The following is a 22541-nucleotide window of genomic DNA, read 5'->3' as shown; positions in this document are numbered from 1 at the left end:
CATATGGGTGCTCTATGACACGCAGAAGGCAGGGTCAACCGATGTCTGCGCGCCTAAAGACCAGGGTTCCCAGAGCACAGCATAGGGCCGTCCAGACCATCATGATCAGGCCCGCCTGCCACCAGGTGGGCCACCATCCGCGACCAGCCTCCACCGCCTGTCCCAGACCACAAAGGAAAGTACTCAGCAGGCTGGTTGGGGTCAGTCTGAAAGGGATCTGCAGCCAGCCGGCATGAGAGTTCAAACCCTGCATGAGGCCCAGAATCAGTGGCAGGGCCAAAGTCAGCCCTAGGAACATGCCAATCCCGCCGACCTTGGATCGGCTCAAGGCCCCCAGACCCAGGCCCATCAAAGCAAAGAGGATCAGCATGAGCGGACCGCCCAGCAAATCAATCAGAGCAAGCCCGGGCTTGTAAGCGGGCAAGACCCCCGATCTGCCTGGCAGAAGCAGGGTCTCCAGGATCCAGCTGAGCAGCAGGCCCACCTGTGCCGCCAACCATGTCAACAAGGCCAAGGCAAGACCTTTGGCCGTCAGGACCATGCCCCGACGAGGATTGGCCGTCAGCGTGCTCTCAATGGTGGCGTCGGAAAACTCGCGCGTAAGGACCAGAATCCCCAGAATGCCCGCCACGATCATGCCCGGAAACAGGCCGAAAGCGACGGCCGACCAGAAGACGTCACTGGACGCAGGCAACAGGTGAGCCGGAAGGCGATCGGTCTGCCAGCCCAGGCCAGCCATGGCCCGGGTCCCGCAGGCCATCAGACCGGTGCTCAACGGCTGCAACAGCATGACAATCAGAAGCAAGACCCAGGTCGATCGCAGGGAGAGCATCTTGCGCAGCTCCCCTCGAACCGCCCCGAAAAAGGTCAGCTGACCGCATGGACGACGTGAATCCAGGAAGGACAGCCCCGAGGTTCGACGCAGCCGAGTGAAAGCGGAGCCATGCCGTGGAGTTGCGTTATCAGGCCCTGAGGGTACCTCTCGCAAACTCCGGCGGAATCGACGGCCGCTGCCGGCACTCATGGTCGTGCATCCCTTCTGCCGTGGATGATGTCCTTGTAGGCCTGTTCCAAGGAAACTTCCTCCGGCTGGAAGTCGTAGAGAACTACTCCCTCCTGGGCCAGAATCGAAGCTGTCGAAGCCAGGGGCGCACCCTGGATGCGGAAGCGTGCGGCATCTGGCGGACAGCTCTCATCCGGCGGCAGACGGGTGATGCTGATTCCGGCGGCCGTGGCCAGGGCGGCCTTTAATTGGTCGGGCTGCGGCGTCACCGCATATATGGAGTCTCGGGAGTGCTCACCGATGAACCGGGCCACGGTCGTTCTCTCCAGGATCCTTCCCTTAGCGATGATGACCAGATCGTCGGCGATTTGAGCCACTTCGTTGATCTTACGGGAGCTTAGGAGGACTGCCCTGCCCTGTGAGGCGAGGCCACGCCACATTTCCCTCACCCGCTCGGTTCCCTCCGAAGCCAGGCCGTCAAGGAGCTCATCCAGAACCAGGTTGTGCGGGTCGCCCAGAAGGGCGGCGGCCAAAGCCAGCCGCTGACTCATTCCCAGAGAAAGGGACCCCGTCGGCCTGTCGGCGACCGATTGCAGGCCGACCATCTCAAGCACCTGGTCCACCCGACGGTGATCAATACCACTGATCGCGGCCAGGGCCAGCAGGTGGTCCCTGGCCTTGCAAGCAGGATGGGCATTGCGCGGATTCAGTACCGCTCCCGCTGTCCGCATGGGCGATGAGAGCCGGACGAAGGGCCGACCATCGAACAGGGCCTTGCCGGCGTCAGGGCGAACCAGTCCCAGAGCAATGCGCAGTGTGGTCGACTTACCAGCGCCTTTAGGCCCCACAAATCCGGTCACCCGACCGTCCCTGGCCGTGAAGGAGACGCGGTTCAGTGCCTTGCGGGAGCCAAAGCGCTTGGTCAGCGAGTCGACGACAATCATGGCAGAGGCCCCTGGTCTGACTGATCTGCCACCCTGGCATGCTGGCGGATCCAGGAGTGCATGGCCACGGCAGCAGCAGCCCCGGCGTTGATGGAGCGCACCGATCCGAACTGGGAGATGTAGACCACATCGTCTGCCAGCTCCAAGGCCTTCTCGGACAGCCCCGGACCCTCAGCGCCGAACATGAGCAGGCAGCGACGGGGAAAGTGATAGGTCTCCATGGGGACGGCCCCGGAAACGTTGTCGATGGCGATCATACGGGGCACGGACTCCCCCCGCCCGGCCGCCTCTTCTTGCAAGGTGGCCATCATGGTTGCTATGTCGGGGTCGTGGACCACATGCTGATAGAGCTCGGTCATCAACGAGCCCTTGCGATTCCACTTGTGAGGACCGACTATATGGACGCGGCGAGCAGCGAAGGCGTTGGCGGTTCGGACCATGGAGCCGATATTGAAGTCGTGGGTCCAGTTTTCCACAGCCACCTCGAAATCATGACGGCCTCGGCGATCCAGGTCGTCCCGAATGGCCTCGACCTTCCAATAGCGGTACCGGTCCAGGACGTTACGACGATCCCCCTGCTCCAGCAGTTCGAGGTCATAGCGCGGGTCCATCGGCATGGGCTGCTCAGGATGCTCTTCCTGCCAGGGACCGACCCCCACCTGCCGAAAAACCGGCTCATCTGAGGCCATGGCCGCTCGGGTCACCGGATTCGGTTCTCTCATGATCGCTCCGGAGAGTCGTCGGCCGCACCGACGAGTTGATCCTCCTGATAGGCACAGATGAAAGGCAGCCGCTGCCGGGAGCCGTCCACCGGATCGACCACCTGAATGCCGCCATCGGTCCGGCCGCCCACCAGCGAGGCGATAGCCAACGTCTTGGCACCCTGACGCTGGATGATCCCGCAGTCAAGATTGAGTTCGTTGTTCTTGCCCAAGGTAACCAGTGACGAGGTCTGCACGTAGGATTTCCGGCCCAGCCAGGCATCCAGCAGGATAACCCGCCTGCCTTCGATGGATGGGCCCTTGATGGAGGGGTAGACGAAATCCATAACGAAGGCGTCCAGATCCTGCCCGCGCGAGGCCGCGGCATGAAGCATGGCATCAGCCAGCGGCACGGCAGCTGCTGTCAGAGCCCCAACCGCGTCGAAGTCGTCGACTGAATAACCCGCATCCTCCAAGGTATCCAGAAGAACATGACCGGCAAGTTCAGCCCCACGATGATGAAAAGTGACCCCGCTCAGCTCAGTGAAGGGACGCCCTCCAATCTCCTGGGCCAGGAGTTCACGCAGCTGATCGACCGGCTCAGGCAGGTCCGCGTCGGATTCGCGCCCGACCAAATCAGGCGACCCAGTGGGCCTGAAGGATGAACCCTCTTGTCTTTTCGTTGCCTCGTTCATGCTTATCAGACTAGCGCCCGAGGCCCCTAAGCGGCACTTACCGCCCTTGGTCAGGCAAAGCTTCCGGCGCGGTCAGCTCCCTGATATTGCCCTTGTCTGAATCGATCATGTCGACCGAGTCGATGACCTTGGAGGGATCCATCTGCTGCAGCTTGCGGGCTGTGACCAGAACGCGCGACTCCAAAGAGGAAGCGAACTTGTTGTAGGCGGTCACCGTGGCAGTGATGGAACGGCCCAGTCTGTTGGCCCGATCGCCCAGAACCACAAAGCGGTCATAGAGCTCGTGGGTCAACGTGAAGAGGGTGCGAGCGTCCTCGGACAGGTTCTGCTGCTGCCAGGCATAGGCTACCGACTTGAGCACAGCCCAGAGGGTCACCGGCGAGGTCAGGGCCACCTTTTGGGCAAAGGCGTCATCCATCAGGGTAGGGTCCACCTCCAGGGCGGCCTGCAGAAGGGAGTCGTTGGGGATGAAGGCCACCACGAAGTCCGGGGCCGTTTCGAAGGCGTTCCAGTACTCCTTGTCCGCCAGGGCCTTGACGTGCTCGCGCAGGGCCCGGGCATGCGCCTTGAGCAGTTCGTCCCGGCGGCGCAGCTCATCATCCGAAGCAGTGTCGGGGATCTCACAGGCCCGCTGGTAGTCGGAATAGGGGGCCTTGGCATCGATAGGAATGGTCTTGCCACCGGGCAGGTGAACCACCATGTCGGGACGCAGGACGCGACCATCCGAGGCGGTGACCACCACCTGGGTGTCGAAGTCCACATGCTCCAAGAGCCCCGCCGACTCGACGATATTCCTGAGCTGAGCCTCACCCCATGCGCCGCGCACCTTGTTGTTGCGTAGGGCCGAAGCCAGGGAGCTGGTCTCCTTGTCCAGTCTCCCCTGCTGCTCGCCCAGACTCTTCAGCTGCTGTCCCAAGGAGCCCATCTCCTGCTTGCGGCCCTCCTCGATCTGGGCCACCTTATGCTGGAGGGCATCCAAATTCTTTTGCACGGGGGCCAGAGCCGAGAGCACCTTGCTCTCCTCCTCCATGCTCTCTGCCTGCCTGCGCCGCTTCTCCTCCTCCTGAGCCTGGGCGCGGCGGCGCTCCCGCTCGATTCTGATCTGCTCCGCCTGCTGGGCCTGGGCCAGCTGGGACTTGACAAAGGAGAGCTCGCGGTTCAGACCGTCCACCTTGGTCCGTGCCTCGACCAGGGCCGCATCGGATCCATGGAGCTGTTCCTGGGCCTGATCCAGCTGAGCGCGCAGTTCATCCACCTGGCCGTCGGACCCCATGCCGACGGCCCTCCGGCCCTGGGTGCGACCCAGCACATACCCTGCCAATCCCCCCAGGACTATACCGATCAGCAGGAGAAGCACCACCATGACCACTGATGACGTAGAATCGAACATATGTTCTAGTTAACCTCAAGCACTGGACCCGAAAACCAGGTCGCCGCGGCAGGCTGTCGGCGATAATTCGAGAATTCGTTTTTTCCGCAAGGAATCGGCCTTAAGACCTGTGCCGGGCCGCGATGAAGGGCACAATAGGAGATATTAAGGGGTTGGAGCAAGACCGAAGGAGATCCGTGGGTGTCGATATCTTCCTGGCGATAGCAGATCTGGTCGTGGCCTGTGCGGTCACCTGGCTGATCATCTGGTACTTCCTTATGCCATCGGCTCATGCCAGTGGCCAGGAAGCAGCCGCAGACTCCCCAGCCAACCGCCCCTGGCGTGATCCCGAGGACTGGGGCAAATGGGGGGCTGATCTGGATTCTCGCAGCCACCGCCTGCTCAGGCCAACCATCGTAAGTGCCCTGCTGACCGCGCCTGTTTTAGTTCTGGATCTGTTCGATCGCTTCGGCCCCGATCTGATTCCTTCTTGGCTGACCAGCCCCTGGGTCCAGGCTATTCTGATAGCCCCGGTCATCTTCTACGGCGGCCGTGGAACACTCACAGGCGGGTGGAAGGCCATGACCGAGCACCGCTGCAGCCCCGATCTCCTGGCCGCGCTGGCCACAAGCCTGGCCTACCTATACAGCCTGGCTACCTGCCTGGCTGGATCCCTGCTGCCGGAGGGCTCCCGATCCCCTTACTTCGATCTGGTCGGCGTGGTCATCACCCTCCTGCTACTGGCCCGGGTCATCGGCACCAGAATGGAAGCCTCCCTGGTGGCTTCCTTGAACCACTTGACGGAGATCCGCCCAGCCTCAGGTCTGGTGGCCGATTCTCAGCATCCTCAGACAGTCCCCGCCCAGATACTTGCACGTGACCAGATCCGCCCAGGCAATCTGCTTCTGGTACGTACAGGCGAGCGCCCAGCGGCCGATGGGCTTGTGGAGTCAGGATCGGCCCTGGTGGACGACAGCGAGCTGACAGGTGATGACAGACCCCGGCCGTGCGGGCCCGGCGATCGAATCCTGGCCTCCAGCAAGATCCTCGAGGGTCGACTGTCCATCCGAGTGGATGCCGCCGGCGACAACACCTATGCAGCCAGGCTCGTGAAGATCATCCCCCAGGCCCTGGTCGAGCGATCCCCCGCTATGCGCAGGATGGATCGTATCGTCCACACAGCCATCGCCCTGATCATGATTCTGGCTGTCTGGACCTTCATGCTCTGGCTCATGCTGGGCCCGCAGCCCCACTTGGCCCATGCTGTAGGCAATGCCGTCTGTGTACTGACCATCGCCTGCCCCGCCGTCGCAGCCATGACCATCCCCATGGCCTTCCGAACCAGCCTGGAGACGGGTCTGGCACACGGTCTGCTCTTCACCTCGCCACGGGCCATGAACCACCTGGGCCGGGTGCACACCCTGGTTCTGGATGACTCCTCTCTGCTGGATCCCGACGACGCGGAGGGCCAGGGTGTCCACACGGAATCCCTGACCCGGACCGCCACCCATCTACGCGCCCTGCGAGTAAGCAGCCTGATCCTGGACGGGAGCCGCCAGCCGGACGACAGGATTGAGCGGGCAGCCCGCCAGGCGGGCGCGGATATGCTGATCACTCGGCTGACCCCCGAGCGCAAGCGCGAATGCATGGATCGGCTCAATCACGACCTGACCCGGACCAACAGGGGCATCCCACTTGATCAGACAGGTCAAGACCCAGCATCCGCCGTGAGGCAGGGCCGAACCAGCCTGGTGGCCCTGGCAACTGGGACCACAGCGGATCCCGAACTGACGGCCAGGGCTCAGGTGGACATCGCTTTGGGTCCAAAACTCCAGGCTGACACGGACGAAGCCGCAGACGACATCGACCTACCACAGCCGGACCTTATCCTGCAGCAGGGCGACCTGGACGGAACCAGTAGGGCCATAGAACTGAGCCGAGCCACCACCCAGGTCATCAGGGAGAACCTGACCTGGTCCACTGTCTACAACGTCATCGCCCTGGTCATTGCTACCGGAATCTGCCAACCCTTCCTAGGCTGGATGCTCAACCCCATGATCGCAGCGGTAACAGGGGCTCTGTCCTCCATCCTGGCCATGCTCAACGTTCGTCGTCTGCACCGGTTGCGGCGCCTGCGCCGTCGCTGGCTGCACCTCGCCCTGATCGACACGGACCAGCTTCCGACAGTCGCGGCACGACGCCCCCAGATCATCGTTGACAGCCAGTGGAAGCCCATGCAAAAGGGCAGGGACCCAGCTGCTGCTATGGACTGAATCCACAGAGCACGGCAGCTAACGTAAAAGGGCCGGCACCTGGAGATTATCCCGGTACCGACCCTGATTGATCTCAGTGAGTCTGGCCCTGACCTTGGTCATCGCCACGCGCAGCATGACGGCCACGGCCACCATCGCGTCCGGCATCGTCGGCATCAGCATCACCGTCAGCCGTCACACCATCGACCTTGACCGAATCATCGACCAGATTCTCGGTGGGCCAGGCAGTCAGTTCCAGATGGTCGCCGCCGGTTTGGTCCACTAGAACCGTGTCACCGTCGTGGACCTTCCCGGCAAGCAGCATCCTAGCCAGTTGGTCGCCCACCTCAGTCTGCACCAGCCGACGCAAAGGACGGGCGCCGAAGGCCGGATCGTAGCCCACGTTGGCCAGCCACTCCCTAGCGGAGTCGGTGACATCCAGGGTGATACGCCGATCGGTCAGCCGCTGGGCCACTTGCCGGACCTGGATATCCACAATGGAACCCAGCTCGTCGCGGGTCAGCGGATGGAAGATGACCAGATCATCCAACCGGTTGATGAACTCGGGCTTGAAGTTGGCGTGGACAGCATCCATGACGGCCTTGCGCTTGGCCTCCTCATCCAGGTCGTCCCGGACCAGGAACTGCGAGCCAAGGTTGGAGGTCATGATCAGGATGGTGTTCTTGAAGTCCACCGTCCTGCCCTGGCCGTCAGTCAGCCTGCCGTCGTCCAGAACCTGCAGGAGCAGATCGAAGACTTCAGGGTTGGCCTTCTCCACCTCGTCGAAGAGTACCACCGAGTAGGGCCGCCGACGCACGGCTTCGGTCAGCTGGCCGCCCTCCTCATAGCCCACGTAGCCGGGAGCAGCGCCGATCAGCCGGGAGACCGAGGCCTTCTCCATGTACTCTGACATATCGATGCGGACCATGGCCTTCTCGTCGTCGAAGAGGAAGTCGGCCAAGGCCTTGGCCAGCTCCGTCTTGCCCACGCCGGTGGGGCCCAGGAACATGAAGGATCCAGTGGGCCTGTCAGGGTCGGCGATGCCGGCACGCGAGCGCCGGACCGCGTCGGAAACTGCATGGATGGCCTCTTTCTGGCCGACCACCCGCTTGCCCAGGTAGTCCTCCATATGCAAGAGCTTCTCATTCTCGCCCTCCATGAGCCGCCCCACAGGGATGCCGGTCCAATCAGAGACGATCTCCGCTACGGAATCCGCATCAACGTGGTCAGGAACCATGGGCTCCTGGGCTGGCCCCCCAGCGATGTCAGCCCCATCGGGACCAGCATCATTGGAGGCGTTCTTAGCCTGCTCGGCGGCGTTCTCCGCCTGGGCCAACTGCTTGCGAATGCCTGGAATCTCCCCGTAGAGAATGCGGGAGGCCTTCTCCAGATCACCTTCGCGGGTGGCCTTGTCGGCCTCGACCCGCTTGGCGTCCAGCTGAGCGCGCAGGTCACCGACCTTGTTGTGGCCAGCCTTCTCGTTCTCCCAGCGGGCCTTGAGGCCGCCCAGCTTTTCGCGGGAGTCCGCCAGCTCGGCCTCCAGCTTGCTCAGACGGTCCTTGGAGGCCGGGTCATCAGCCTTCTTCAGCTGCATCTCCTCCATCTCCAGACGGGTGACGCGACGTTGAAGCTCGTCGATTTCCTCAGGCTGGGAGTCCAGCTCCATCCGCAGATGTGCAGCGGCCTCGTCAACCAGGTCGATGGCCTTGTCTGGCAGCTGACGACCCGAGATATACCGGTTGGAAAGGGTGGCCGCAGCCACCAGGGCATCATCCCCGATGGTCACCTTGTGGTGGGCCTCATAACGCTGCTTGAGACCACGCAGGATGGCCACGGTATCCTCCACGGAGGGCTCGCCCACGAAGACCTGCTGGAAGCGGCGCTCCAGAGCCGGATCCTTCTCGATGTTTTCACGGTATTCGTCCAAGGTGGTGGCGCCGATCAGGCGCAGTTCGCCCCTGGCCAGCATGGGCTTGAGCATGTTGCCCGCATCCATGGATCCCTCGGCGGCACCAGCACCGACGATGGTGTGGATCTCGTCAATGAAGGTGATGACCTGGCCGTTGGCGCTCTTGATCTCATTGAGGACGGCCTTGAGTCGTTCCTCGAATTCGCCACGGTACTTGCTGCCAGCCACCATGGAGCTCAGATCCAGGGAGATCAGCTTCTTACCTTGCAGGGTGGTGGGTACGTCGCCCGCCACGATACGCTCAGCCAGGCCCTCGACCACAGCGGTCTTGCCCACGCCGGGCTCTCCGATGAGGACAGGGTTGTTTTTGGTACGCCGGGAAAGGATCTGCATGACACGACGAATCTCCTGGTCCCTGCCGATGACTGGATCCAGCTTGCCCTCCTTGGCCTGTGCGGTCAAATCGGTGGAGTACTTCTCCAGGGCCTTGTAGGTGCCCTCGGCATCCGGGCTGGTCACCTTGGCGCCGCCGCGCACCTGGGGCACGGCCTTGCGCAGGGTATCAGCCTGCAACCCGTTCCGGTTCAGAATATCGGCGGCCTGCGAGGGACCCTGCGCGATGGCGATAAGCAGGTGCTCGGTGGAGACGTATTCATCCCCCATGGCCTGCATTTCCTTCTCAGCCTGGGCCAAAGCCATGCTGAGCTGACGGCTGGCATCGGGTTGCGAGGCCGTAGACCCGCTGGCCGATGGCAGAGCCACCAAGGCCTGACGGACCTCGGCTCCGACCCGTTGGCTGTCACCACCGGCCGCTTGGATCAGCCCAGGCACCACGCCGGACTGCTGACGCAGCAGAGAGTCCAACAGATGGAGCACATCCACCTGGGGGTTGCCGGCCGCCGAGGCCGACTGGATGGCATCGCCGATGGCCTGCTGAGCCATGGTGGTGAAGTTTTCGTTCATAGAGCATCCTCCAACATTCTTCGGCGGGACCAGCCGAATCACTCGACCAAACCCCGTCACGGGTTCATCTGTCTTCTACAACAGCGAAAGGAGGACACCTATTCCCAAACTTGAGCCTAAATGACTCAAGTTTTTATGTCGCTTGTTCTCCCGCTATTTGCTACTCGTCGATGACCACATTGCGCAGGTAGCCGATTCCTTCCACCTGGACAGTAGCCTCGTCGCGGTTTTTCAACGAACCTGTGGCGTTAGGGGTACCGGTCATGATGACATCGCCGGGCAGTAGGGTCGCGAAGCTGGAGATGAAGGCGATCTGCTCAGGGATGGAGTGGATCAGGTTAGCGGTGGTGCCCCTGGCCTCAGGCACCTCTTCCCCGTTGAGCTTGAAAGAGATCTTCGCATCCCGGTAGTCCAGGTCGGTCTCGATCCAGGGCCCAAGAGGGCAGGCGGTGTCAAAGCCCTTGCAACGGGTCCACATGGGGTCGTTCTTCTGCAGGTCACGCAGGGTCACATCGTTGACGCAGGTGTAACCCAGCACATGGTCCATAGCCTCGTTGATGCTCACCTTCCGGGCCATCCTGCCCATGACGACGGCTACCTCTGGCTCATAGTTCATGTCCTTGCTGCAGGAGGGCTTGACGATGGGGTCGTCAGGGCCGATGACCGAGGTGGAGGGCTTCATGAAGAGCATGAGCTTTTCCGGAGGCTCCGGGTTCGAGGACTGGCCATGCTCAGCCATGTAGGCAGCGTGGGCGCGGTAGTTCTTGGCCGCTCCGTAGATCTTGGAGGGGATGACCGGGGCCAGCAGCCGCACATCCTCGTCGTCCAGGGGGTAACGCTTGCCGGTGGGTTCGACCTGCTGGCCAGTCAGAGGGTAGCCTCTTAGCTCGACCAGGTAATCCTTGCCGTCATGCTTGTCGGTTTGGACGAAGGCGTATCGTGGGGTGTCCTTGTAGGAAAAACGCGCGATTCTCATAGGGCACAGTCTAGCCCCAGGCCGGGCCTCTTAAGAGAATCTGGTTCCCGAACAGACAGCGGCTGGTCAGATAAAAGCCCGCGGGCCGAAAATGGCTGTACCTACACGAACCTCGGTCGACCCCTCAGCCACCGCATACTCCATGTCTCCGGTCATCCCCATGGACAGCATGGTGCAGGTGCCGGTGCCAGACTCCCCCGAATCCCTGATGCGGTCGCGCAGACCGCGCAAATGGGCGAATCCGCTCCTGATGACGGCCTCGTCGTCCACATGTGCACCGACGGTCATCAGACCCTTAAGCTGAATCCCCTCCATAGCAGCCAGCTCATAGGCCAGATCCAGGGCCTGGTCGGGGGCGCATCCCGACTTGGCCTGCTCGCCGGACTCGTTGACCTCCAGGAGTATGCCCACGGTCCTGCCCGCAGCCAGTGCCCGCGTGGCCAGCTTCCGAGCCAAGGAAGGCCCGTCGACCGACTCGACCGTGTCGACATACGGCAGGATCTTATTGATCTTGTTGGATTGGAGCTGCCCAATAAGGTGGAAGCCAACGCCGGCGCTTGATGAATCACTGTCTGCAGCATCGGCGCCAAGGGCCAATCCCTTGTCCCGGCAGAGCTCCAGCAATCCCTGGGCCTTGGCGGTGACCTCCTGGGGACGGTTCTCGCCGATCCGACGTACCCCGGCATCAATAGCTGCCATGATCTCGCCCACATCGCGGGTCTTGGTGGCCGCCAGCAGAGTCACCGAGCCTTCTTTCCGACCGGCGGAGTCCTCCGCTTTGGCAATCCTTTCAGCCACACGCTTGACCCCATCCGCAATCTGCACGGCCCGTTCCCGACTGATCTGCCGATTGCCCAGATCCTTGTGATCCATATAGGCGACCATGACCCGCTACCTCCTTGAAATCCGGAAGCCTTGACTGAGGCCATGGTAGCCAGTGGCTCATACCGGCAAGCCCACAAAGGCGGGAAAAGCAGATGTCGGCAACGAGCAACTATATTCAGGGTCGAAGAGCTTGCAGATTCGGCTTTGCGTCAGAAACGTTCAGCCCGCTCAGATCCAGCTGTCGGTCCCTGCGGTCAGCAGCCAGAGTGTTCCGCGTGAAACCATCCAGCAGTTCCTGCGCGCTGGCAGGTCTGGGACGGTCCAAGATTCCCAGGAGCCAGCCACAGACCCCCAACACCTGCCTGGGCGACCAGCCGTCTCTTCTAAGTGATCCCAGGTCCGGCGATCCGAAACGCTTGGACATCCTCCTGCCGTCCACGCCAACAATCAGAGGCAGATGCACATACTGAGCGTCAGGAGCCTGCGGCCGAAGATGGTGCCGGATCCACATCTGGATGGCTGTTGACCTTAGCAGGTCCCTTCCCCGCACAATCTGATTGACACCCATGGCCAGGTCATCCACCGTCACTGCCAATTGGTAGGAAACCAATCCGTCCGAACGTCTGACGACCACATCGCCGACCTGCCTGGGCAAATTGAAGCACTGCGGGCCAAAAACCAAATCGTCGAAACGGCAGATAGCATCCGACTTGTCGGACTGATCAGGGACTGCGATTCGCTGGCTGTGCCTCTGCCCCCTGGCCAGCCTTTCAGCGATTGTCTGATGGGAAAGTCCTCGGCAGGTGCCCGGATAGACGATGAACCCGTCGCCTTCATTCGGCGCCGATGCTGCACGGATATCGGCCCGCGAGCAGAAGCATGGATAAACCAGAGGCTGCCCGCCGATCAATTGCTGCGATTCCAGCAGCTTCAATGCCTGACTGTAGGCATCGGCGCGCCGGGACTGATAGACCACCTCGCCATCCCAATCCAACCCCAGCCAGGCCAGGTCATCCATGATCCAACGATCAGCATCCTTGACCACCCGCGGCGTATCTATATCTTCGATGCGAAGCCGCAGAACACCGCCGGACCCTTGCGACCTGACACCCAGCCAGGCCGCCAGACATGCATAGATATTGCCTAGATGCATCCGCCCAGTCGGCGAAGGGGCCAACCTTCCTACGACCTTGGCCTGGCCGGCTCGACGCACTCTCAGTTCACTCTTTTGCATACCGACATGCTTGCATACCATCCGGTCATCGTGGAAGCAGCAGAGAGCTCGGCCATTGCCTGCCCCTAAATGGTCAGAAGCTATCGAGCAGGCGATCGATCTCCTCGAAGTGCTTGACCTCAGGACGCCAGACCGGCTTGCCACGGACGATGACCAGCTTGGGATCGGCCAGGGTCCGCACATTCCTGGCAGGGTCCTCGTCAAGGACGATCAGATCCGCATCCTTGCCCGTGTCGACCGAGCCAGTGACATTGTCGAAGCCCAGGTTTCGGGCATTGACCTGGGTGGCGGCGTGGAAGGCCTGTGCCGGAGTGAAGTCCGCGTACCGCACCAGATAGTCGAGTTCCCGCCAAGTGCCGTACTGGGGCACGAAGGTCATGCCTGTATCGGTGCCAACGCCGACGGCAATGCCGTTCTCATGAGCCTGCTTGGCGCTCTTGACCATGCCGTCGACGACCAGCTCGGAGTTGCCACGAACTATGTCGCTGATTCCCAGCTCCTGCTGGCTGATCTTGACCAACGGCAGCCCGGCGGACAAGGTGGGATCCAAAGCCGAGAAGCCACGAAGCGAGCGCGGATTGTCAAGGAAGAGCCCGATCATCTCGTCATCCAGAGCACTGCCATGCTCAATGGTATCCACGCCTGCCTTGAGGGCGGCCTTGACTCCTTCCGGGCTCTGAGCATGCGCAGCGACGAGCACACCAAACTCATGAGCCTCATCGCAGACGGCGGCCATTTCCTCCTCGGTCATCTGCGGGCTGCCGGCCTCGCCAAGCTTGGTGGCATCGGTCACACCACCGGTCGCAGCCACCTTGATGGCATTGACCCCATGGTCCAGGTTCTCCCTGGTCCGACGCCTTGCCTCTTCGGGAGAGGAGCAGGACAGGGCGATGAAGGGGTCGCCGTGCCCTCCAGGGATTGCCAGGAGCGGACCCGCAGCCAGCATGCGCGGGCCGGTCAGCTCGTCTGCATCAATCTTGTCACGCAGACGAACCGCCTCATAACCCACATCTCCCAGGGTACGAATGGTCGTCACGCCCGAGTTCAACAGCGTGGAGACATTGCCTTTGATCCTGGCATCCATAAGGACTTTGCCGGCAGGGCTGTGCACCACTTTCAAACCAGCATCAACCACACGCGGCGACAGCTCCGTGCCGCCAGATAGGGGCTTGCCGTCGGCGAAGAGGTGGGTATGGGCATTAATGAGGCCGGGTGCCACAAACTTGCCCGTAGCGTTGATGCGATGATATCCGGAAGGCACGTAGGCCAGCGGGGTCGGGCAGACCTGTTCTATCCGGCCGTCCGCGGACACCAGAACAGACATATCCTTCTGGACCGTGCCTTGTTCATCGCCGGTCGCGATACTGGCATGCTCGAGCACAAACGGCTCGCGCTCTTTCCTGCCTTGAAGACGCCCCATGGTCGTACCTGCCTTCCCATCTCCGATGCACTCATTGCGAGGAATCGGGCATATATGGTCAATCATATCCATGGCCGGGTGAACCGTTCAAGCGCGACAAGCATGACGCACAGACAGGAACCGGACCGAAATTTTCGAGCACCGACATGAAAGGCCATACAAGGGCCGACAAACACTCATGGTCATTGCCAGATGCCGTTGCCGGCCTCCCGGAGCAGACAACATTACCTGGAGATTACCTGGAGTCCGGCACACCGTTGATGACGAACTCTATTTCGGAATATGCAGGCGGTTGGAGCGCCACACCGAATGCCACCACCGAGCCGAATCCGTCGAAGACGGTGGAGTCCATGGCCAGCACGGGTCGACCCTTGTCCACATGAAAGTACCCGGCGATCCGTGAATCGACATTCTCGATGCGAACTACAACCTCATTTCTGGCGAGTCTGACATCGTATCGACCTTCGATGAAGTCATAGAGGGATCCATCGGAGAAATCATGCTCAAGTATCTCCGGAAACTGGGCATTCGGCAGGTAGGTGCAGACATATTGCTGCAGGTCGCCATTGACATAGCGCAGTCGCTCCAGCTCGATCAGGTCCGCATCAGCCTCTAGACCCAGTTTTGATGCAATATCGGCATTCTTGACGATCCTGTCACCCAGTACCCGGGTCTTGACCGTTCTGCCTAGATCATGCTGCTGGCGCCAGAATCCTCTGATGCGGCCGTTGATCACCTCACGGGAGGAAGCGGGCGACTTCAGCTTGAAGGTTCCCTTGCCCTGGCTGCGAACAATCAGCCCCTCTCGAATCAGATCTTCTATGGCATGGCGAACCGTGATGCGACTGACCTTGTACCGTGCGCAGAGTTCGGACTCAGTAGGCAGCTGCGCCCCCTCCTTCATACGTTTGATGCTTCCGCGCAAGTGGTCTCGCACGGACACATACTTGGGAATTCCATCTACCATTGCAGAACCGACCCCCCACCCGACTTCATTGCATTCATGAATTGCAATCCCGCCATACGCGCCAATCAAGGATTGTCATCTTCCACGATATAGTACAAGCTTCGCGTTTACGCACTGCTGCAGACCAAGATGAAAATCCGGCTGTGGCAAAGGGGCCATGGTTTCGATTGCGGAAAGCCCATCGAGCACCATGGCCCTTCATGCTCATCTCTTCTCTGTCTACTTCAGACAGGATCAGGTTTCGTCCTTAGGCAGCTGCCTTGGCCTTGTCAGCTACATCAGCAGCGGCCGAAATGGCCTTCTTGCGCTTGTTCATAAAGTAGGAAACCACATAGACCAGGATCAGCACGACAATGATTCCCACAATCATGGCAATCTGCCCGCCTGCCTTATCGAGATACCCCAGGAAAAGACCGGCAACGCCGAAATCGGGACCAGAATACGTGGCGGCTCCCTTGCCCAAGGAGCCCAGCACCGGCAGGAGCAGGTAGGGCAGGAAGGTGATGGCCAGTCCGTTGACAAAGGAACCAAGAACGGCTCCACGCCGCCCGCCTGCGCCGTTGCCGATCACGCCTGTGGCACCGCCGGTCATGAAGTGAGACACGACACCGGGGATGATGACGGTCGTACCAGCCAAAGCCAGGATGGCCATGCCTACGATGCCGCCGACGAAGCTGGACAGGAACCCAATCAGAACGGCATTGGGAGCAAAGGTGAAGGTGACGGGAACGTCCAGGGCAGGCTTGGCGTTCTTGACCAGGTGCTCACTGATGCCCTTGAAGGCTGGAACGATCTCACCCAAGACCACACGAACACCTGCAAGGATGATATAGACGCCGGCTGAGAAAGTAGCTGCCTGAATGATCACATAGACGATGAAGTTCTGTCCGCCGCTGAGCTTGCTCTCAATATAAGCAGAACCTGCGAAGAGTGCCACAATCACATAGATCACAGCCATGGACAGGGCCACGATGACCGTAGTATCGCGCAGGAAGCCCAGATTCTTGGGAAAATTGATCTCCTCAGTCGATTTGGAGGGATGCTTCTTACTGCGAGTGAGCGTGGCCACCAGACCACCCAGAGCGATGCCCGAGCCACCGGTGTGCCCCAGGGCCACATCATCGGTGCCAGTGACCTTTTTCATGAAGGGCTGCACAATTGCAGGGGAAAGAGTCACGACCAGCCCCTGGGCGATGGATCCCCAAAGCAAGGTCTGCCAGGTGGGGAATCCGGCTGTGACGAAAATGACGGTTATCATCGTGGCCATATAGAAGGCTACGTGGCCCGACAGATACACATATTTGAAATATGAGGTAGCTGAGAGAAGGATGTTGACGATCATCCCGAAGAAGAAGATCAGAGCAGCGATAGAGCCGTATTTGACCAGTACTGTGCCGACGATGGCCTCGTTGTTGGGGACAACGCCCTGAACATGGAAGGCATGCTGGAACATATCTCCGAAAGGCGTCAAGGCATTAGTGACCACGCCTGCGCCTGCGGTCAGAACCAGAAAGCCCACGAACGTCCTAACAGTCCCCTTCATAACGTCCGTAGCAGACTTGCGTTGCAGGGTCAGGCCGATCAGGGAGATCAGCGCGACGATGACGGCAGGCTGTCGGAAGATGTCCAAAAGGACTTTTAACGCACCGTTCATGCCGCCTGCCCTCCTTGGGGAACATCCATACCGTGGCGCTTCAGAGCCTCAGCTAGTTTTTCTTTGATCTCATTCATATCGATCAGGCTGTTCAGAACAACCACGTCTCCCAGATCCATGGCAGCATCAGCGATGTCACGCCCGACAAAAATAACATCGGCATCGCCCTTGTTGACAGAGCCCAAATCGCTATGGTCGGTCTCGACACCGGTCACACCAAGCTCTTTCAAGGCCTTGTCAATGTTGAGCTGGGTGATGAAGCTCGACCCCAGTCCAGTGCTGCAAACCGTCAGAATCTTCATATTGATTACCTTTCTTCCTTGAGGATCGTCCTCAATTCCTCAACGTTCGCGGCCTTGCCCAGCCATTCCTGATTCTTGCCGTCACTCAGGAAGGTCGCCAGCGATTGCATCAGGCTTAAATGGCTGTTCGAGTCCTGCGCGGCCAGACAGAAGAACGTGCTGATTGGGTGGTCCTGTGAATCGGCCAGCAGAAAGGGTCTGCCAACCTTCAGCACCGATAGGGATGTGGTCACCACGCCTGCCTCTGGCCTGGCGTGGGCCATGGCGATGCCTTGTCCCAGATCAATATAGGTGCCACCTGGTTTGCGTATCGAAGCCTTGATGGCCTCGACATAAGAGGGCTTGATCCTTCCCAGGTCAACCAAAGGAGCAGTAACCACATCCACTGCTTCCACCCAATCGGCCACGCCGTCCCTGTACATGACGGTGCCTTCCGGGAAATACTCGTCCAGCAATTTGCCTCCTCGCATACGATGAAGCCCATCCGCTTCGTAGCGAATGATCGTGGGAGAATGCCTCCCTCCGGAATCTTCAACATCGAATTTCGCAAGCATTATAACAACATGACAATATGATGTCTATACTTGCGTGTTCAACTGCCGGATCCCGGGCCTCTGAGAGGAAGCCCGGGACCCTGAAGCTACCTGTTGATCAGGCGGCGAAGAGAACCTTGAACATCACGGCTCCGACAATGGCACCAATGATGGGCGCCACCACTGGAATCCAAGCCTCACCCCAGCGTGAGTCCCCCTTGTTGGGCACGGGCAGAATCCAGTGCAGGAAGCGCGGCACCAGGTCACGCGCAGGGTTCAAGCCAGGGCCGGTGGGACCGCCCAGAGAGGTGACCAGCCCCCAGACAATCAAGCCAACAACGATGGAGGCAGCAGCCAACCCCTTAGACCCCCATGGGCCCTGCAGACAGCAGAGGGCTCCCAAGACCAGCACCAGCGTGCCGAAGAACTCATTGGTGAAGTAGTTGACCATTGAACCCGAGGCGTCAGTGGTGCAGAAGGTGCCCAAAATCGGCAAAGGGTCTTTGGTCATGCGGTAGTGCGGGAAGTAGCAGGCATAGACGACCAGCTGACCCAGGGCCGCTCCGACCAGCTGCGCCAGAATATAAGGCAGAACCTGGCTCCAGGGGAAGATGCCGATGACGGCCTGTCCCAGAGTCATGGCCGGGTTGATGTGAGCTCCTGACACCCCGCCGAACATGAGCACGGGAAACATGACTCCGAAGCCATATCCCATGGCGATAGTCAGCCAGCCTGAATGGTGGCCCTTGGTGCCCTCCAGATCCACGTCGGCGACCGCGCCATTGCCGAAGATCATCAATATGGCGGTGCCGACACATTCTGCGGCCAGCTTGGTCATAAGCGAATATTCCATTCGACCCTTCACCCCTCTCTCAATGCCGCCATGGCACCCCTTTCCCAACCGGTCATACAGGGGCCAAGACATGGGCATCATTCAATAGAAACAGGTGATGACACCAGACCGAGAAGCGCTCATGATCCCCATTGATTCAAGTGATTCATTGAAATCCGATATAGCGCCAGCTCCAACCGCGTGTCACCATCAACACGACTGCACTTCAACCGGCACCCGTATTTTATCCCAGCCACTACAGATCATGGCGCATTGAGAACCACGTATGGATTCCATGTCCCAGGCAGATTTCACACCCTTGGCAGTTTTTCGAAGCCGCTCCCGCACGCCGGCACATCTGCCTGCTTGATTCGTAAGCACAAGATTCACGTGCTCTTCTTCAGATCAGGAATGACCGACTGCTGTGCAGACTTCCATACCAAGCAAGCAGGGAATGTCACGCCAGAGCTGAGATCGGTGGCCAGGAAAAACAGCGGGCGGGAGATTTGAGAAACGCACTCAATGATTAGCAGACAGATCTTGCACCCTGCCACGGCGGAACCTTCTATCTCCAGGGGGGGGGGGGGATAATCTGATGCAATTTAGTATACATGTAGTATACATTTTTGGAATATTGTATCTGGCACAGGTATAAGGGAAAGCCCCGCAGCCTTTGCGGCTGTAGGGCTTTGACTCTGTGCCCCCACGGGGGCTCGAACCCCGGACACGCTGATTAAGAGTCAGCTGCTCTAGCCAACTGAGCTATAGGGGCAGGGCACTTTCAAGAGCCAAGTAGATACTATACACGGTTTCTGCAGACCCGCAACACGGCGCGTCACAGGTCTGCAGAATCCATGCATAGCCTGCTCAGACGATCTTGGGCATGGGCGTGGTCAGGGAGGTGGTCAGGTTCACCTGCAGGAGACCGGCCCCCGTATGGGCCTCAACCTTCTTCAAAGTGACTGTGCGCTTGTCCTGGTCGGCCCGGTCATCGTCGGTCATGGTGGCCGGCGACTTGACCGCCACCACCACCAGATCCTCGAGGGAGATGCCTGCCTTGTTGCAGAGGTCGGAGGCCGCCTGGAGACTGTCCTGGAAGCCCTCACGCTCAATAATCCGATCAGCCGGCACGCCGTAGGCGCTCTGGGCGATCCAGCGAATCCGATCCGGTACGGACATATCATGCAGGCTGGCTGTATCCGCCTGGGCCTTCGCAGGCTCCTGCAGGGCCTTGATCAGATCGTCCAGCTGAGGCTCAAGGGCCTTGCCTCCGTCACGGAAGAGGTTGCCCGCAATGGGCCTGCGGAAGCCCAGACCGTCGGCGGTCTCCCGTAAGGAATCCGCCTGGTCATCCTCGCCCTCCCAGAGGTTGATCAGCGGGAAGGTGGGGATGCCCAGTCCCTCCAGACGATGCACATGGAAGGGATAGCGCCAGCTCAGCTTGGGATCGTCCCGCCAGGTGGTGGCACGGGTAACGACCACCGCGGCGGCAGGCCACTGGGCCCCATACTCACGGGCGGCGATGTCCAGCCACTTCTGGGCGCCGGCATCAGCTCCATAGCCCGCCTCGACGACGACCACGTCGTGCCGGGCGCAGGCCATTTCCACGGACACCAGGCTGGGGATGCCGATGGAGACGTTGGCGAAAGGCCCGCCATGCACATAGACCGGTGAACCCTCCAAGGTCTGAGTGAAGGCAGGCTTGACCGCATCAGTCAGGATGCCGGTGATCCGCCACAGTTCCACAAACTCACCAAAAGTGACCGGTTGGCCGTCCAGGGTCCCCGCAACCATGGCTGCCACACGCCGTTCGATCTCCTCCATGCTCCGGGAGAGCACGACGATCTGCATGAGCTCGCAGGTTGGCGTCAGCACGGTCCGCTCGGGCAGATCGCCCTTGCCTCGGTCCACGGTGATCTGCCGCAAGGACCGCGAAGGCACCTCGCTGACCCGGGGCACCAGGACGGTGTCCAGCCGACCTTCGTCCACAGCCTTCTCCGCAAAGGAGACCAACAGGTTCTGTGCGGATTCGATGGCCGCCATCTCCCCGCACAAACCCCAGTCCACCAGCTCAGGATGCGTCAGCGAAGACTTGCCGCCACCGGAGGCGCCACCCTTGGACCCGGCTGCGGTAATGCCCATGCTGGGTTGACGCAGGACGGCTGCGGCATCCACTCCCTGGGCGCGCAGGGCGTCAATCAGGGCGATGGTAGTCGTGGTCTTGCCCTCACCACGTGATGCCTTGAGCGGGGTATCTGCGGTGACCAGCAGCACCCGGCCATGCTTGCGCGGCGTATCCGGATGCTCCTGCAGATCCTTCAAGTAGCCGAAGGCATCGATCTTGTCAAACAGGCCGTATGGCCTGACGTAATCGTCAAAGTCGGTCATGGGGCTCTCCTTCTTTTGCGGTCCTTGTAGATTCGGATGGCTCAGTTGTCGGACAGGTGGTAGCCATTGCGCATGCCCATGCTGACGGTATACAGCACCTGGCCAAGCAGGTCATCGGTTTCCTTGCGCAGACGGTCGGCCATGTCCTGGTTGGCGGCCTCCAGCACCTGGCGCACCTCGGCATTGTCGGTACCCTGGTCGACGCCCTCCAGCCGTGCCACCTGCTCGTCAGCGGCGGCGATCAACCGGTGGCCCTCGCCTCCCACGCTCTGCTGGTAACGCTCGACAGCCGCCGAGGTGCCTGCGAATTCGGAATCGCACAGGGCGGCGATCAACCGGTCCGACCAGTAGAGGCTGTCAGTGGAGACCCGGTCAGTGGCGTTGGCCAGATAGTCGGGCGTCCGATCCACATTGGCATAGAAGGGAACCAGGGCATTGAAGGCGTTGGACCCGTAGGACATCCACTGGATGGCCCGACAGGATTCAGGCCGGTAGGGGCGCAGCTGGATCAGGGCCAGCTGGTCGTTGCGGTTGATGCCGATGGGCCGGTAGAGCCCCTTGGTGTGCTCGTCGCCGGTCCGCCCATAGGGATCGTAGGGCGTGCCCTGGTAGTGGGAGCTGAGCAGATACTTGACATCTTCCACAGTAATCAGCCGCTCGGGCTGGCGGCACCAGGGGATGTTGTCACTGGTGGGGGCATGATCGGCATCCGGTCCGTCCCAGATCTCGTCATAGGGGTTGAGGAAACGCTGCATATACCAGGCCCGGGGCGTGTTGTAGACATGATCCGAATCGCTATGGGATCCGAAGGCATCACGCGGATTGAAGGGCGAGGCCGATTCCACGGCAAGATTCAGGTGATTGTCGGCGATGAACTCCCGCAGGTCGGCCGAGCACAGGTGATCGGCCTGCTCCCCAAAAGCGTCATCCAGATCGAACTCGTCAATGCCCAGCTGGTTGGGCATGGTCACATAAGAGTCATCGGGCACCCGCTTGGCGATCCAATGATGGCCGCCCACGGTCTCCATCCACCAGATCTCGTCCACGTCACTGAAGGCAATGCCGTTCATCTCATAGGTGCCGTAACGCTCCAGCAGGGAGCCCAGCCGCAGGACACCCTCCCGCGCCGAGCGGATATAGGGCAGAACAATGGTGACCAAGTCTTCCTCGCCGATGCCCCCGGGTACCTCGGCCAGGTAGCCCTCATCACCCGGACGGCCCTGGGCGGGGGTGAGTTCCACCAACGGATCGGCACCCAGAACACGCTCATTGGTGGTGATGGTCTCAGTGGCTGACATGGCCACGTTGGCACTGTTGACGCCCGCTTCGGCCCATAGCCCTTGGTCGAGCACAGCATTGGGCACCGAGGTGTAGCGCATGGGATCCTCGGGCAGATCCATCTCCAAGTGGCTGATCACGCTGCGGTAGTGCCGTGGCTGCTGGTCGGGAGTGACCAGGACGAAGCGCTTGGGACGGAACTCCCCGTTGGCTGAATCCTCATTTCGGGCGATGATGGCGGATCCGTCGTAACTGGCATGCTTACCTATCAGAAGCGTGGTGCAGGGCATATAAGC

General features: G+C 60.6%; 18 protein-coding genes and 1 tRNA gene. 1 reads left to right on the top strand and 18 read right to left on the bottom strand.

Features of this window, described 5'->3' with window-relative positions:
• Positions 1–34: 34 nt before the first annotated feature.
• Genes J3T93_RS06800 through rmuC form a run of 5 tightly spaced genes read right to left on the bottom strand, consistent with a single transcriptional unit; the run spans position 35 to position 4733 of the window.
• A complete protein-coding gene (locus J3T93_RS06800) occupies positions 35–1024 on the bottom strand; it encodes an ABC transporter permease subunit (protein WP_267431066.1) in 990 nt (329 codons plus the stop codon).
• Positions 1021–1947: an ATP-binding cassette domain-containing protein gene (locus J3T93_RS06795; protein ID WP_267431065.1), complete on the bottom strand. Its 927-nt coding sequence runs from the start codon at positions 1945–1947 to the stop codon at positions 1021–1023. Before J3T93_RS06795 ends, J3T93_RS06800 begins: the two co-directional genes overlap by 4 nt.
• Positions 1944–2669 carry a TrmH family RNA methyltransferase gene (locus J3T93_RS06790; RefSeq protein ID WP_267431064.1) on the bottom strand — a complete coding sequence of 242 codons (726 nt, stop codon included), beginning with the start codon at positions 2667–2669 and terminating at the stop codon, positions 1944–1946. The genes J3T93_RS06795 and J3T93_RS06790 overlap by 4 nt, the downstream gene beginning before the upstream one ends.
• Positions 2666–3343, bottom strand: a complete 678-nt coding sequence (locus J3T93_RS06785) for an orotate phosphoribosyltransferase (protein ID WP_220236418.1) — start codon at positions 3341–3343, stop codon at positions 2666–2668. The genes J3T93_RS06790 and J3T93_RS06785 overlap by 4 nt, the downstream gene beginning before the upstream one ends.
• 37 nt (positions 3344–3380) lie before the next feature.
• Positions 3381–4733, bottom strand: a complete 1353-nt coding sequence (gene rmuC, locus J3T93_RS06780) for a DNA recombination protein RmuC (RefSeq protein ID WP_267431063.1) — start codon at positions 4731–4733, stop codon at positions 3381–3383.
• Positions 4734–4909: 176 nt separating this feature from the next.
• Between rmuC and J3T93_RS06775 the strand changes: the two genes are divergently transcribed.
• Complete coding sequence (locus tag J3T93_RS06775; protein WP_267431062.1) at positions 4910–6985, top strand: hypothetical protein; 2076 nt, start codon at positions 4910–4912, stop codon at positions 6983–6985.
• Between the two features lie 73 nt (positions 6986–7058).
• Here J3T93_RS06775 and clpB read toward each other — a convergent pair whose 3' ends face one another.
• The 13 genes from clpB to J3T93_RS06710 all read right to left on the bottom strand — a co-directional run bounded on the left by clpB (position 7059) and on the right by J3T93_RS06710 (position 22535).
• Positions 7059–9836 (bottom strand): ATP-dependent chaperone ClpB, encoded by a 2778-nt coding sequence (gene clpB / locus J3T93_RS06770; RefSeq protein ID WP_267431061.1) that lies wholly within the window; start codon positions 9834–9836, stop codon positions 7059–7061.
• A 160-nt stretch (positions 9837–9996) separates the two neighbouring features.
• Positions 9997–10812 carry a fumarylacetoacetate hydrolase family protein gene (locus tag J3T93_RS06765; RefSeq protein WP_267431060.1) on the bottom strand — a complete coding sequence of 272 codons (816 nt, stop codon included), beginning with the start codon at positions 10810–10812 and terminating at the stop codon, positions 9997–9999.
• A gap of 66 nt (positions 10813–10878) precedes the next feature.
• The gene (locus J3T93_RS06760; RefSeq protein WP_267431059.1) at positions 10879–11697 is read right to left on the bottom strand and encodes a YggS family pyridoxal phosphate-dependent enzyme; all 819 of its coding nucleotides are present in this window, start codon (positions 11695–11697) and stop codon (positions 10879–10881) included.
• Positions 11698–11812: 115 nt separating this feature from the next.
• Positions 11813–12871: a tRNA glutamyl-Q(34) synthetase GluQRS gene (gene gluQRS, locus J3T93_RS06755; RefSeq protein ID WP_267431058.1), complete on the bottom strand. Its 1059-nt coding sequence runs from the start codon at positions 12869–12871 to the stop codon at positions 11813–11815.
• 73 nt (positions 12872–12944) lie between these two features.
• The gene (locus tag J3T93_RS06750) at positions 12945–14291 is read right to left on the bottom strand and encodes a metal-dependent hydrolase family protein (protein ID WP_267431057.1); all 1347 of its coding nucleotides are present in this window, start codon (positions 14289–14291) and stop codon (positions 12945–12947) included.
• 235 nt (positions 14292–14526) lie between these two features.
• Complete coding sequence (locus J3T93_RS06745; protein WP_267431056.1) at positions 14527–15258, bottom strand: GntR family transcriptional regulator; 732 nt, start codon at positions 15256–15258, stop codon at positions 14527–14529.
• Between the two features lie 247 nt (positions 15259–15505).
• The gene (locus J3T93_RS06740; protein WP_121914987.1) at positions 15506–16912 is read right to left on the bottom strand and encodes a PTS ascorbate transporter subunit IIC; all 1407 of its coding nucleotides are present in this window, start codon (positions 16910–16912) and stop codon (positions 15506–15508) included.
• Positions 16909–17214 (bottom strand): PTS sugar transporter subunit IIB, encoded by a 306-nt coding sequence (locus J3T93_RS06735; RefSeq protein WP_267431055.1) that lies wholly within the window; start codon positions 17212–17214, stop codon positions 16909–16911. Before J3T93_RS06735 ends, J3T93_RS06740 begins: the two co-directional genes overlap by 4 nt.
• 5 nt (positions 17215–17219) lie before the next feature.
• Positions 17220–17684, bottom strand: a complete 465-nt coding sequence (locus J3T93_RS06730) for a PTS sugar transporter subunit IIA (RefSeq protein ID WP_267431054.1) — start codon at positions 17682–17684, stop codon at positions 17220–17222.
• Between the two features lie 181 nt (positions 17685–17865).
• On the bottom strand, positions 17866–18600 hold the full coding sequence (locus J3T93_RS06725; protein WP_267431053.1) for an MIP/aquaporin family protein: 735 nt from the start codon (positions 18598–18600) through the stop codon (positions 17866–17868).
• 677 nt (positions 18601–19277) lie between these two features.
• Positions 19278–19351, bottom strand: a tRNA-Lys gene (locus J3T93_RS06720).
• Positions 19352–19446: 95 nt separating this feature from the next.
• Positions 19447–20967, bottom strand: coding sequence for a formate--tetrahydrofolate ligase (locus J3T93_RS06715; protein ID WP_267431052.1), 1521 nt, complete (start codon positions 20965–20967; stop codon positions 19447–19449).
• Between the two features lie 41 nt (positions 20968–21008).
• Positions 21009–22535, bottom strand: coding sequence for a C69 family dipeptidase (locus tag J3T93_RS06710; RefSeq protein ID WP_267431051.1), 1527 nt, complete (start codon positions 22533–22535; stop codon positions 21009–21011).
• Between the last annotated feature and the right edge of the window lie 6 nt (positions 22536–22541).

It is taken from the genome of Bifidobacterium sp. B4111 (assembly GCF_026537235.1).
Taxonomy (GTDB): Bacteria; Actinomycetota; Actinomycetes; order Actinomycetales; family Bifidobacteriaceae; genus Bombiscardovia.
Note: the sequence above shows the minus strand (reverse complement) of the source record. Positions and strands in the feature narration are given on the sequence as shown.

Bases quoted from the DNA above. Each gene is read 5' to 3' on its own strand.
- J3T93_RS06800 (WP_267431066.1), bottom strand. From the start codon at position 1,024: ATGAGTGCCGGCAGCGGCCGTCGATTCCGCCGGAGTTTGCGAGAGGTA.
- J3T93_RS06795 (WP_267431065.1), bottom strand. From the start codon at position 1,947: ATGATTGTCGTCGACTCGCTGACCAAGCGCTTTGGCTCCCGCAAGGCA.
- J3T93_RS06790 (WP_267431064.1), bottom strand. From the start codon at position 2,669: ATGAGAGAACCGAATCCGGTGACCCGAGCGGCCATGGCCTCAGATGAG.
- J3T93_RS06785 (WP_220236418.1), bottom strand. From the start codon at position 3,343: ATGAACGAGGCAACGAAAAGACAAGAGGGTTCATCCTTCAGGCCCACT.
- rmuC (WP_267431063.1), bottom strand. From the start codon at position 4,733: ATGTTCGATTCTACGTCATCAGTGGTCATGGTGGTGCTTCTCCTGCTG.
- clpB (WP_267431061.1), bottom strand. From the start codon at position 9,836: ATGAACGAAAACTTCACCACCATGGCTCAGCAGGCCATCGGCGATGCC.
- J3T93_RS06765 (WP_267431060.1), bottom strand. From the start codon at position 10,812: ATGAGAATCGCGCGTTTTTCCTACAAGGACACCCCACGATACGCCTTC.
- J3T93_RS06760 (WP_267431059.1), bottom strand. From the start codon at position 11,697: ATGGTCGCCTATATGGATCACAAGGATCTGGGCAATCGGCAGATCAGT.
- gluQRS (WP_267431058.1), bottom strand. From the start codon at position 12,871: ATGCAAAAGAGTGAACTGAGAGTGCGTCGAGCCGGCCAGGCCAAGGTC.
- J3T93_RS06750 (WP_267431057.1), bottom strand. From the start codon at position 14,291: ATGGGGCGTCTTCAAGGCAGGAAAGAGCGCGAGCCGTTTGTGCTCGAG.
- J3T93_RS06745 (WP_267431056.1), bottom strand. From the start codon at position 15,258: ATGGTAGATGGAATTCCCAAGTATGTGTCCGTGCGAGACCACTTGCGC.
- J3T93_RS06740 (WP_121914987.1), bottom strand. From the start codon at position 16,912: ATGAACGGTGCGTTAAAAGTCCTTTTGGACATCTTCCGACAGCCTGCC.
- J3T93_RS06735 (WP_267431055.1), bottom strand. From the start codon at position 17,214: ATGAAGATTCTGACGGTTTGCAGCACTGGACTGGGGTCGAGCTTCATC.
- J3T93_RS06730 (WP_267431054.1), bottom strand. From the start codon at position 17,684: ATGCGAGGAGGCAAATTGCTGGACGAGTATTTCCCGGAAGGCACCGTC.
- J3T93_RS06725 (WP_267431053.1), bottom strand. From the start codon at position 18,600: ATGGAATATTCGCTTATGACCAAGCTGGCCGCAGAATGTGTCGGCACC.
- J3T93_RS06715 (WP_267431052.1), bottom strand. From the start codon at position 20,967: ATGACCGACTTTGACGATTACGTCAGGCCATACGGCCTGTTTGACAAG.
- J3T93_RS06710 (WP_267431051.1), bottom strand. From the start codon at position 22,535: ATGCCCTGCACCACGCTTCTGATAGGTAAGCATGCCAGTTACGACGGA.